This is a genomic window from Brevibacillus sp. YAE8, assembly GCF_057543335.1.
In genome coordinates, this window is record NZ_BAAIYG010000019.1 from 80,488 (window position 1) to 91,590 (window position 11,103).

Consider the following 11,103-nt stretch of genomic DNA (forward strand, 5'->3'; position numbering starts at 1 on the left):
CAAACAAAAAAGGAGCCCGCACGAGAAGGGCTCCTTTTGCTTGGTTATGTCGAGGATTGAGGCGGCTGTCCGTTTTCCTATTTGGCATTGACCCGCACGTCCAGCACTTCTTTGGAAACAGGTCTGTTTTTGGACATCGGGGTTCCCATTTTTTTTACTTCCAAAATGTCGAGCAAAAATACAAACGACGGAATCCCCACGATCAGTCCCCAGACGCCGAAGAAGTGTTCGGAGAAGATCAGGACGACGAACGTGTAAAAAATCGGCAGATGGGTCTTCGACGCCATCAGGCGAGGGTTGAGGACGTAAGCTTCCATGGCGTGAATCAGCATGATGAACACCAGCAGGTAGATCACCGTAGGCAAGCCGCCGATGCTAAAGGCGATGGCGCTGAGCGGAATCAGGGAAATGATGACGCCGGCCACGGGGATCAGCCCGAGCACGAACACCATCAGCGCCAGGCCAAACAAGTTCGGGAAGCCGAGAATCCACAGGCCGATGACCGTGAACACAGTGTTGAACAGGGCGATCAGCAACTGGGTTTCAATGACTTTTCCAAAGGTCAAAATAAACTTTTGGCTGAAATATTCAATCTCGTTGTACAGCCACGACAGCTTGCTGGTGCGGAACTGCGCGGTAAACGCGATCACGTTGTCCTTGCCCAGCAGGAAAAACAGGCTGAGCAGCAGCGCCAGAAACAGGTTGAAGCCCATGTCCTTGACGACCGTCAAAAAGTCAAGACTCCCTTTGACAAGCCCTTTCATGTCAAGCTTGTCTAGGGCGGACATGAGATAAGGCGCAAATTCGTTATGCTGGTTTTCCCGCACCACCTGCTCGATGAGGTGGATCAATTGCCCGGTTTGATGAATCAGGGCCGGGAAAGCTTTCATCCCTCCGCCAACCAGAAAGGCCGTCAACAGTGCGTAGAGGGCTATGAGAATCAATTTGGGATGGACGGGCACGAGCTTGTGGGTCGCCCTGGTGAGAAACAGGTGCAGCCGATCCATCAAAAATGTGACGAGAAACGTGAGCAAAACGACATTGAGCATGCTTCCGAGCGAGTAGAGCAGGAAACAAAACAACGCCAAAATACCGAAACGTCTGAAATCCTTATTTTGCAAGACGGTGAGCAAGTTCATGGGAACATCCTTTCCAATTTCGAGACGCGCTATTTTCTATGCTAAGCTTACCGTAACGATGTGTATTTCCTGTGTCTTTTTTTGGCGAATGCTGTAATTATCACACCATCCAAGGAAGGGAGAGCCATCCATGAAGCGACAGGTGCTGCTTGTCGAAGACGAGAGCCGCATCCGCGAAATCGTCGCGGACTACTTCGAACAGGAGCAATGGATTGTACACGAAGCGGAAAACGGAAAGCAAGCCATTCAGATGCTGGAAAGCCTCCGGGTCGATCTGGTCATTCTCGACATTTTGATGCCGGAGATGGATGGCTGGACGGTTTGCAAAGAAATCCGCACAACCTCTGATGTGCCGATCATCATCCTCACCGCCAAGTCCGAAGAAGACGACAAGATGCAAGGCTTTGAGCTTGGCGCCGACGATTACGTCACGAAGCCGTTCAGCCCGCGAGTGCTGGTCGCCAGGGCCAACTCCTTGATGAAGCGGGTTGAGGGCACGGTCAGAGGAACCGACCATCTGCTGCGCTTCGGCCAGGTCGTCATTAATCGGCATGCCCGGCGCATGAAGATCAGGGGCGAAGAAATCGACCTCGCCCCGAAAGAGTATGAGTTGCTCGTCTATCTTATCAAAAATGCCGGGATCGTGCTGTCGCGGGAAACGATCATGGATCACGTCTGGGGCTTCGACTACTTTGGCGATTTGCGCGTCGTCGACACCCATATCAAGAAGCTTCGCAGCAAGCTCGGCAGCGAAGCGCGACACATCCGGACAGTTATCAAGGCAGGCTATACGTTCGAGGAAGAGCGATGAAAAAATGGGGCGTCACACTCAAGCTGTTTGCCATCACTTCATCGTGTTTCCTGTTGTTTTATACGATTATCATGATCGGTCAGTTACTTTTTTTTGAGCAATTTTATCAATCGAAAAAGCTGGACGACCTGGAGAAGAAGCTCGAAGCGTTTGCCAAAGAGTACGTCTCGCGGGAATGGGACGCAGAGAGCATGGCCCGGGAGTTGTCCGTTTTTATCAGCCGCAACAAGACGCAACTGGCGATTGTCAGCCCAAACGGCCAGGTGAAGTACGACAATCCGTTTCGCATCGTCATTCGCGATCGCGAAGGCAAAAACGTGAAAATCTCGCTGTCCCTGCTCCCGGAGGAAGACCGCAGCGCCCTTTTGAGCGCGAATCTGCACAAAGGCGACCGGATTGAAGCGATCGGCGTCTTTGAGGAAGGGCTGCTGCAGGAGATGTTTTATCCGCGCGTCATTAAAAAAGCGGGGGCAGCCGATATCGGCACGTTGCGAGGGAGCGACACGACTCTGACGCTGTCGACTGTCTCCGGCGAAATTACCGAGCTGTTTTTGCCTGCGCCCAACCAGTGGAATTTGCGGCAAGGGATTCTGTTTCATGTGCTGAAGGACTTATTCCCGTTATCGGAGGAACGCAAACGCGCGCTGGAGGGCGGAAGCGTGCTGGAGGAGGAATGGGTGGAGCCGTGGAGCGGCGTGCGCAGCCTGGTTGCGATTCACCCGATCGTACAGGACGGGCGGCTCAGTGAGCTGGTCGTCGCCCTCACCTCCTTGCAGCAGATCAGCGAGGCAAACGATGCGCTGCGGCTGTTTTACGTCTACATCGGAATCGGCGGCTTCGCGCTGATCCTGCTGTTGTCCCTGCTTTTGTCCAAAATCGTCACCAAGCCGCTACTTTCCTTAAACAAAAGCGCCCTGCGCATGGCGCGGCTCGACTTCTCGGTCAAGTCGCCGATTATCCGCAACGACGAGTTCGGCAGCCTGGCGCGCAGTCTGAACACGATGGCGGAAAAGCTGGATGTGACGCTGCGGGAGTTGCAACAAGCCAATGAACAGCTTCGCAACGAGATGGACCACAAGCAGCGGATGGAGCTGATCCAGAAGGAGTTTGTCTCCAATGCCTCGCACGAGTTGAAAACGCCGCTGAGCATCGTGAAAAGCTTCGCGGAAGGGCTGCGGGACGGCGTCGGCGAGAACAAGCGCGAGCGCTACATCGAGGTCATCCTCGACGAGACGGAAAAAATGGAGGAACTCGTCCGCGATTTGCTGGAGCTGGCCAAGCTGGAGTCGAAGACGATCAAGCTGAAAAAGAGCTGGTTTTTCTTAAGCGAGCTGACGGAGGAAATCGTCGAGCGGCTGATGCATCATTTCCGCGAAAAAGAGCTGCGGGCCGTGACGATTTTGGCCAACGAGGAAGCGCTGTACGCCGATCAGGAGAAAATCGAGCAAGTGTTGCTCAACATGCTGGTCAACGCCATCCGCCATGCGAATCCGGGCAGCGAGATTACCGTGCGGATCGAAGGCGAGGCGCAAGCGCTGCGCGTCACGATTGAAAATGAAGGCGAGCAAATCCCGCAGGAGCAACTCGCTTTTGTCTGGGACCGCTTTTACCGGATTGAGCGCTCGCGAAACCGCAAGACAGGCGGGACCGGGCTCGGACTTGCCATCGTCCGGCACATTCTGGAACTGCATGAAGCCTCCTACAGTGTGCGAAATACGAAGACAGGCGTCGCTTTTTCCTTTTCGCTGCCCACCCATGGAAAAGGAAAGTGAAACCAACGTGGCCGTTTGCGCGTCTGACTGATAGCAAGCAAAAAGCACAGGGGGAGGCCAACAAGCCCATGAAACAAAAAGCGATCAGTCTGATGGCGGCTGCGCTGCTCTGCGCGAGCGCATGGACAGCGCCGGTGCAAGCGGCTTCGTTTGCAACCGTTCAGCCGTACTTGACGGATTACAAGATCGGTTTCACCAATGGCAACGCGCTGGTAACGAAAGCCCAGTACGATGCATTCGACTACTCTGCGCACGCGGTGATCGTCACCAAGGCCGGAAAAAAAGGATTGCTCGACGTGCGTACCGGCAAGGAAATCACTCCCGCCGTCTGGGACGAGATCGAAATTCCCGGCTCGAATAACATCGCCATCGTGCAAAAAGGCGGCTGGTTTCAATACATCGACCTGACGACGAAAAAGCTGTCAGCCACGAAGTTTGCAGGGGCGCACAGCTACTATCTGTCTTCTGACCATGACCCAGTCATTGTGCTGGGCGGACAGACTTCCATGCTGCTGGACAAAACGGGCAAGGTGCTGATTCCTCCCGTGGCAGGCAAGCTGTCCATCGTCTCGCTGATTCCCCCAGAGGCAAAGGGCGATCAGGAAGCAGACGCGACGCGCTACGTTGTGGCGACGACCGCGAAGGCGATGACCTTGTACGATCTGGTGACGTTCAAGCCGAGATTTTCCTTGCCGGGGGCCGCGCTGATTCCCAATGAAGGCGGGCCAAAGACTGCCTATCTCAAGGTGCGCTCGGGCGGCAAGGAAGGTCTGGTCGATGTGAATGGACAGTACGTGCTGCCTGCGCAATACAAGGCGATCTACACCTGGAACCATGGATATTTTCAACTGGTGGGGCCAAACGGAGTCGGTTTGTGGAAGGACGGACAGCTTTTGGCGGAGCCGCTCCATGCCGAGGTGGGATTTGCGCATAGCAACCCGGATTTGTACTGGACCGTCTCCAAAGATATTGTGACCTACCATTCCATCGCCAAAGGAACGGCTCATTCGTTGAAAAAGGGCGCGGACTATTTGCGCGACAGCTACGTGCTGGGACAGGACCCGAAGACGGGCATGTACGGCGTTGTGCAGGTAGACGCAGGAGTGGTGATCCCGTTCGTGCATCCGCGCGTGGAAGGGCCGCCTGCCTCCCGTCTGCTGGTGCGCAGCGACGGGAAAAAGACGATTCTCCCCGGTTGGGAAAAGCCGATCCGCGAACCGGACTTCTGGTTCGATTCGTTGACGCCGTTAGGCAGTTACAGTCTGCAGAGCGTCAAGGACGGCAGCAAAATCGGGCTGTATTCGGAGCGCGAAGGTTTGCTGCTCACACCAGCAGAAAATCGGGTCATTCGCTATGAGGAAGCTACGGGACAGGTGGTGGTAACCGAGCCGGATGGAAAAGTGCTACGCTTCGGTGGCATTAGTGGCAAGCCGGAGAGCGAACACGACGTCCAGCCGTTGTCCGAGCAGTTGAATGCGGTGTACGAAGCGGGCAAAGGGAGCGTAATCGTCGACCGTTCGACCGATAAACCGATCAGCAAGCATTATGAACAGCTTTACGCAGACGATGCCTCCAAGCTGATCGTCGCAGCAGATGGGCAGACGGCTGACCTGTACACGCCAGACGGCACGCTGCTCACGACAGAGATCAAGCTGGCGCGGTGGAAGGGGCGCTACGACGCTCCGCCCGTCACCATCATGCAGGTGGGCGACGCCTTCTATACATTGGGCGTGAAGGAGGGCACAAACAAGCGGGCATTCATCCGGATCGCAGACGGGCAGTTGCAGGTCGCGGGCGAGTTTGCGTATCGGGAGGCTGTGGAAATAGCGATGGGCGAGAAAAAAGCGGCCGTTGCGATGCGGGCGGACGGGACGCTCGATGTTTGGGCGCAGGAAGGCAGCCGGCTCGTGCAAAAGCTGGCGAACGCAACCGGATACGAGACAGCCTCTACTTTCGACAAGCTGCTGGTGCAAACGAAAGATGGCTGGGATGTGTACTCCTCTTCGCTGGAGCGCATCACCACAGGGAACTACCAGTCGTTGAAGCCGCTGCCGCAAAGCGACAAAAGACCAGGCGTTGTCGTCTACCAGGATAAGCAGACGGGCTTGTACGGGCTTTTGGCAGCAGACGGCAGACAGTTGACTGCTCCCAGGTACGAAGCGATCAAGCCGTCCGGCGAAGTCTTTCCCGGACTTTGGCTGCACGACGACACACAGCCGCCATTTGCGTTTGCGACGAAGGACCAGTTCGGCTATCTCGATCAGGACGGCAAAGAGCTGTTTACGACCAAGTTCCTGACGAAAAAGCCTGTGATTACGTATCGCCCGCTCCAGTTGCAAAGCTTCGAGGCATATACGACACTGATGAAACAAAACCCGCTGGAGCTTGTCGACTTCGGCAAGCCGTATAGCTGGTCCGGGAAGGGCAGCAGCGAGAGCAAGTTTTACGCGAATCTCGCGCTGTATGCGGGACTGCCACAGGGCGCAGGAAAAGCAGAGGTGTTCGCGGCACTGGAAGCAAAAGGCGCGATCAAGCCCGATGCGAAACGCGCTGACATGAGCGACGAAGACATGTACAGCCTCGCCTACTTCATGGCGACAGGCAAAAGCAGCCAGTCGCTGACCGCCAAGGAGTTGACGGAATGGGCGCAAAAGCGGGGCATCGTGCCGCAGCGTGGAGGCATGAGCTACTATATGTCGATGGATTTGTACAAAGAGTATCACCAGATGTTTTTTGCGGAGCTGTTACGATCGGTGGCGGGGAAAAAGCTCGCGAAGCCGAAAGTGCTGAAGGCTGGAGAGCTGTCGCCTGAGCAGAAGGCGCTGGTCGAGACGATGCTGCTGGTCAACGGAAAGCAGGCGAACCAGTTGCCGCTGCCGTTGCCGCAGGCGGAGTGGAACCGGGGCGTTCAAGGATTTTTGACAGCATACCAAAAACAGGCAGCCGGACTTCTTGCCGCCTACGAAAAGCAAGCCGGAAATTGAGCGTGCCGAAAGACAAGCGCGGGAGCATCAAGCCCGCGCTTGTTTTCGCAGGTGCGTGATCTGCTGCTGTAGCAAGCAGGCGGCGCGTTTAAAAGATCGGCCAATATTTCAGCATGAGCAGGTAAAAGGCAGCGTGCACCGCCGCTGTCGCGACCAATGAAACGACGAAGGCGACGAACGAAATCTGATCCAGCTTGTAGGCGACCAGGAAAAAAATCGAAAAGGCGAGAAAGGCAATGAACGTGCCTTCTTCCAAATAAGCCATTTGCGCATTCACCTCGTTTTTGTACCTGTCTCCTATTCTAGCGGATTTCGGCCGCGGATGAAGAACCAATCATGTTTGTGAAGGAGTGTCGTTTTCATGTCCATCCATATCGAGCCGTTGAAGCAGCAGGATGCCCCGGCGCTTTTTGCCTTCGAGTGCAAAAATCGGGAGTTTTTCGAGCGGACAGTCCCCAGCCGCGGGGAGGCGTACTATCACTGCGATTATTTTCAAAACAGTCTGCAAGCTTTGTTGGCAGAGCAAGAGCAGCGTATTTCCTGCTTTACGCTCATCAAAAATGCGGCGGGAGACATTTTGGGCCGGATGAATCTGGTCGACCTCGATCACGAACGAGGAAGCGCCGAACTCGGCTACCGGGTCGGAGCGGATGCCGCAGGCAAAGGAGTGGCGTCTCAGGCGCTCAAGCTACTGCTTACCGAATACATACAGCCGCTCGGTATCCGTGAAGTACAGGCCAAGACGACAGCCGAAAATATCGCCTCGCAAAAAGTGCTGCTCAAAAACGGCTTTTTTTTCGCGAGACTGACGCTGCGGGATTTTGGCACTACCGCTGGACGCGGTAGCGGTGGATAGTGGCTTGTTTGTGTTTATTTTAGTTATTTGGTATTATATGTAAAGTTTGAAAACTAGGAATCAAAGGAGAATCGCGATGAAATCACGCAGCAAAAGCGTTTTGAATGTGTTGGTAGCCGCTGGAGTGATCGCCTCTTGCGCTGGCTACGCGGCAGCCAATGAAGCAAAGCCAAAGGCAGCCAGTCCGGCCGCTACGGAAAAAGTACTGCGGCTCAATTTGGTCGCGGAGCCGCTCACGGTCGACCCGGCGCTGGCAGAGGATGAAGTATCGTTCATGTTGACCAGGGCGATGTACGACGGCCTGGTTCGCGTTGGCCCGGATGGAAAGCTGCAGCCATCCATGGCGCACAAGATCGAGGTGTCTGACGATTTGAAGACGTACACCTTCCACTTGCGTGATGCCAAATGGAGCAACGGCGATCCCGTCACGGCCTACGATTTTGAATACGCATGGAAGCGGGTGCTCGATCCGAAAACGGACAGCATCTACTCCCATCAGCTCTACGTGATCGAAAATGCCGAAGCAGCCAACAGCGGCAAGGAGAATCTGGACGCCGTAGGAGTGAAGGCAGTTGATGCGAAGACGTTGCGCGTCGTGCTGGAGGAGCCGACTCCTTATTTTGCCCAACTGACAGCCTTCCCGACCTTTTATCCGGTCAACCAGAAGGTCGTGGCCGCGAATCCGAAATGGGCCAATGCCGTCTCGACGCATGTAGGAAATGGCCCTTACAAGCTCGCTTCCTGGACGCGCGCTGAACAGATGACGCTGGTGAAAAATGCGTCGTACTGGGATCAGGCAGCCGTGAAGTTGGACAAGCTCGCCTTTTCGATGGTTGAGGACGAAGAGACGGAGCTGGCCTTGTTCGATACGGGTGAGCTGGACTGGGCGGGTGCTCCCGGGCAGCTTCCGGCAGATGCTCTGCCAGTGATGAAGGAGAAAGGGCTTCTGCACACGAAGCCGATCGCGGGTGTCTACTGGTACAAGTTCAATACGGAGCAGGCTCCTTTTACCAATGCGAAAATCCGCAAAGCGTTCGCCTACGCGATGAACCGCCAGGCGATTGTCGACACGGTGACCAAGGGAAGCCAGGTGCCCGCTACGGCAATCGTGCCTGTGACCAATGGCGAGAAGCAGTCTGGCTACTTCAAGGACAATGATCGCGAGACAGCGAAAAAGCTTTTGGCAGAAGGGATGAAGGAGCTGGGAATCGGCAAGCTCCCGCCGATCTCCCTGTCCATGAATCGCTCGGAAAACCATCGAAAGATTGCGCTTGAAGTTCAAAAGCAGTGGAAAGAGGCGCTGGGTGTTGACGTGAAGCTGGTGGAAGAGGAATGGAAGGTCTTTTTGGATCATATAACCGAGGGCAATTACCAAATTGGACGGATGGGCTGGCTGGCGGACTACGGCGATCCTGCGAATTTTTTGGGACTGTTCTACGACAAAAAGGGCGGCAACAACAATACGAACTGGGAAAACAAGCAGTACCAGTCGCTCCTCGACAAAGCGGCGACAGAAGCGGACCCGGCCAAGCGCAAGCAATTGCTGGCGGAGGCAGAAGCCATCCTGACGGAAGAAATGCCCGTGCTTCCGATTTATTTTTATTCGAGCAACTGGGTGCAGGACGAGAAGCTGAAGGGCGTCGTCATGGATGAGTTGGGCTACCTTGATTTCAAATGGGCCACGAAGGAATAACATAGGAAGGCTGATAAAACGAGCAAGCTCCCCTTTTCGACGGCTGGAAAGGGGAGCTTTTGTCTGGGCAAAAGGATCGCGTGGCAGCTTACGGCTCCCAAGGGCGTCCCGTTCCGAGCGAATCAGGAGAGACGCTCGCGGCGTTGCAGTCGCGCGTCCGAGCGTCCGTCAGCTACGGCTCCCACGGGCGCTCCGTCCCGAGCGAATCAGGAGAGACGCTCGCGGCGTTGCAGTTGCGCGTCCGAGCGTTCGTCAGCTACGGCTCCCACGGGCGGGTCCCGTGCCGAGCGAATCAGGAGAGACGCTCGCGGCGTTGCAGTCGCGCGTCCGAGCGTCCGTCAGCTACGGCTCCCAAGGGCGCCCCGTTCCGAGCAAATCCGCGAGATGCTTGCTGCGCTTGCGGCGCTGCTGCCGCGCCTCTGCCCGCTCTGCCGCTCCGTCGTGCAAAAAAATTTCTTCCTGGGTTTCCGGCACGACTTTGGGCACGGGGGTTGGGCGGCCATCCGGCCCGATGGCGACGAAGGTGAGAAAAGAGGTCGCACAGACTTTACGCGCACCCGTCAGCAAGTCCTCTGCCACAACTTTGACGAACACCTCCATGGACGTATGGTGTGTCCAGGTGACAAAGCCTTCGAGCGAAACTTCGTTGTCCACGCGGATCGGATGCAAAAAATCGACGGAATCGGTAGAAGCCGTCACGACGGGTCCGCGCGCGTGCTTCATGGCGGAAATGGCCGCGACATCGTCAATGTGCGCCATCAGCCTGCCGCCAAACAGCGTGTTGTGGTTGTTCGTATCGGGAGGCAGCACATGGCTTGCCTTGAAAGTGCGCGACTCCCGGACAAAACGTTCTGCGATCATGGAAAGACGTCCTTTCGTTTTTTTGTGGATCAAGCAATTATGAATCATTGTAATATTCTCATTTTTATTATTCCACAACCAGACGAGTTTTAGCCATAGCAGAAAGATGCGGATTTTCCCGGTGCCTGCCGCCGTCATGTCATGGCCTATGGCTTGGCCCGAAGCGGTTTTGGCCGGCAGAAGCATCAAGAGCGACTTTCCGACAAACCATACCAACTGTACAGGCAAAAGCCATCACCATGCGGAAAGGGAGCTGCTGCTTTGGAAAACTACTTGCAGTACCTCAATCAGTTCATCGCCGCGATCCACGACCTGCCGGACAGGCTGGCCGGGGTGCTCGCCTCCATCCAGGACCCGATTCGCAGCTTGAGGAACACGCTTGTGGCGACCAACATCCTGCTTGGTATGCTGGTTGTCACCTCGGTTGCGAACGTTTATATGCTGTGGCGAAACGGCAGGAAAAAATAAACCGGGGCGGCCTTGCCAAGACTGCCTGGCTGGCGTATAATTCTGTAAAAATCAGGATGAGCGGCGTTTCTTTTTACATACAGTTCAGTTCGGTTGGAACCGAAATCAGCGGAAAGGAGCGGGCCCGAGTGAAAAAAAGAGCGTTGCAATCATTGGCAAAAGGAATCGGATACTCGACCGCTGTTTTCTTTGCGTTGGTTACAGATTTTCCGAACAAGAAAGCCCGCTACGGTGCGATAGCACCCCCTTTAGGGGCGGGATGAGAGTGAGGTCAAATACGGAGTACCACGAATAAATCGAAGGTTTGTGGTACTTCAAGTATTTGAAAATTCCACTCTTTTTTGTTGTTCATCTGTTGTAGTATATAAAACAAACTGATACGATAGGTGTATGAACGAATACAGAAGAACAAGCACAACCCTTTCATTATTAAACTACCATTTTGTGTTCTGCCCTCGGTACAGAAGAAAGATTTTTCTGCAAGCAGATGTAGAACAACGCTTCAAAGAGTTGGTACAT

The 11,103-nt window shown here is 55.0% G+C and carries 10 protein-coding genes; 7 read left to right on the top strand and 3 right to left on the bottom strand.

Going from position 1 to position 11,103, the window contains the following annotated elements; all coding sequences use genetic code 11:
• Positions 1–77 precede the first annotated feature (77 nt).
• Entirely contained in the window at positions 78–1,139 is a 1,062-nt protein-coding gene (locus tag AC27IT_RS19540) for an AI-2E family transporter (protein ID WP_007784367.1), read from the bottom strand.
• Positions 1,140–1,269: 130 nt separating this feature from the next.
• On the opposite strand from AC27IT_RS19540, the gene AC27IT_RS19545 reads away from it, so the two are divergent.
• From AC27IT_RS19545 to AC27IT_RS19555, 3 genes are all read left to right on the top strand, one after another.
• The gene (locus tag AC27IT_RS19545; RefSeq protein WP_005830406.1) at positions 1,270–1,950 is read left to right on the top strand and encodes a response regulator transcription factor; all 681 of its coding nucleotides are present in this window, start codon (positions 1,270–1,272) and stop codon (positions 1,948–1,950) included.
• Positions 1,947–3,722, top strand: a complete 1,776-nt coding sequence (locus AC27IT_RS19550) for a sensor histidine kinase (RefSeq protein WP_327944209.1) — start codon at positions 1,947–1,949, stop codon at positions 3,720–3,722. Before AC27IT_RS19545 ends, AC27IT_RS19550 begins: the two co-directional genes overlap by 4 nt.
• A 68-nt stretch (positions 3,723–3,790) precedes the next feature.
• The gene (locus AC27IT_RS19555) at positions 3,791–6,706 is read left to right on the top strand and encodes a WG repeat-containing protein (RefSeq protein ID WP_487092052.1); all 2,916 of its coding nucleotides are present in this window, start codon (positions 3,791–3,793) and stop codon (positions 6,704–6,706) included.
• An 88-nt stretch (positions 6,707–6,794) separates the two neighbouring features.
• Here AC27IT_RS19555 and AC27IT_RS19560 read toward each other — a convergent pair whose 3' ends face one another.
• Positions 6,795–6,971: a hypothetical protein gene (locus tag AC27IT_RS19560; protein ID WP_007784359.1), complete on the bottom strand. Its 177-nt coding sequence runs from the start codon at positions 6,969–6,971 to the stop codon at positions 6,795–6,797.
• 96 nt (positions 6,972–7,067) lie between these two features.
• On the opposite strand from AC27IT_RS19560, the gene AC27IT_RS19565 reads away from it, so the two are divergent.
• Both AC27IT_RS19565 and AC27IT_RS19570 read left to right on the top strand, forming a co-directional pair.
• On the top strand, positions 7,068–7,562 hold the full coding sequence (locus tag AC27IT_RS19565; protein WP_283858146.1) for a GNAT family N-acetyltransferase: 495 nt from the start codon (positions 7,068–7,070) through the stop codon (positions 7,560–7,562).
• 76 nt (positions 7,563–7,638) lie between these two features.
• On the top strand, positions 7,639–9,255 hold the full coding sequence (locus tag AC27IT_RS19570) for a peptide ABC transporter substrate-binding protein (protein ID WP_025845334.1): 1,617 nt from the start codon (positions 7,639–7,641) through the stop codon (positions 9,253–9,255).
• 342 nt (positions 9,256–9,597) lie between these two features.
• Here the strand turns inward: AC27IT_RS19570 and AC27IT_RS19575 are convergent, their stop codons facing one another.
• Positions 9,598–10,116: an acyl-CoA thioesterase gene (locus AC27IT_RS19575; protein WP_025845333.1), complete on the bottom strand. Its 519-nt coding sequence runs from the start codon at positions 10,114–10,116 to the stop codon at positions 9,598–9,600.
• Positions 10,117–10,377: 261 nt separating this feature from the next.
• Here AC27IT_RS19575 and AC27IT_RS19580 point away from each other — a divergent pair, with 261 nt between their 5' ends.
• Together AC27IT_RS19580 and AC27IT_RS19585 are read left to right on the top strand one after the other, a co-directional pair.
• Positions 10,378–10,584, top strand: coding sequence for a hypothetical protein (locus tag AC27IT_RS19580; RefSeq protein ID WP_025845331.1), 207 nt, complete (start codon positions 10,378–10,380; stop codon positions 10,582–10,584).
• Between the two features lie 390 nt (positions 10,585–10,974).
• Positions 10,975–11,103, top strand: a 129-nt coding sequence (locus AC27IT_RS19585) for a transposase (RefSeq protein ID WP_487092054.1), incomplete at its 3' end; no start/stop codon positions are given.

What these genes read in the sequence shown, in the direction of transcription:
- AC27IT_RS19540 (WP_007784367.1), bottom strand. Translation starts at nt 1,139, where the DNA reads ATGAACTTGCTCACCGTCTTGCAAAATAAGGATTTCAGACGTTTCGGT.
- AC27IT_RS19545 (WP_005830406.1), top strand. Translation starts at nt 1,270, where the DNA reads ATGAAGCGACAGGTGCTGCTTGTCGAAGACGAGAGCCGCATCCGCGAA.
- AC27IT_RS19550 (WP_327944209.1), top strand. Translation starts at nt 1,947, where the DNA reads ATGAAAAAATGGGGCGTCACACTCAAGCTGTTTGCCATCACTTCATCG.
- AC27IT_RS19555 (WP_487092052.1), top strand. Translation starts at nt 3,791, where the DNA reads ATGAAACAAAAAGCGATCAGTCTGATGGCGGCTGCGCTGCTCTGCGCG.
- AC27IT_RS19560 (WP_007784359.1), bottom strand. Translation starts at nt 6,971, where the DNA reads ATGGCTTATTTGGAAGAAGGCACGTTCATTGCCTTTCTCGCCTTTTCG.
- AC27IT_RS19565 (WP_283858146.1), top strand. Translation starts at nt 7,068, where the DNA reads ATGTCCATCCATATCGAGCCGTTGAAGCAGCAGGATGCCCCGGCGCTT.
- AC27IT_RS19570 (WP_025845334.1), top strand. Translation starts at nt 7,639, where the DNA reads ATGAAATCACGCAGCAAAAGCGTTTTGAATGTGTTGGTAGCCGCTGGA.
- AC27IT_RS19575 (WP_025845333.1), bottom strand. Translation starts at nt 10,116, where the DNA reads ATGATCGCAGAACGTTTTGTCCGGGAGTCGCGCACTTTCAAGGCAAGC.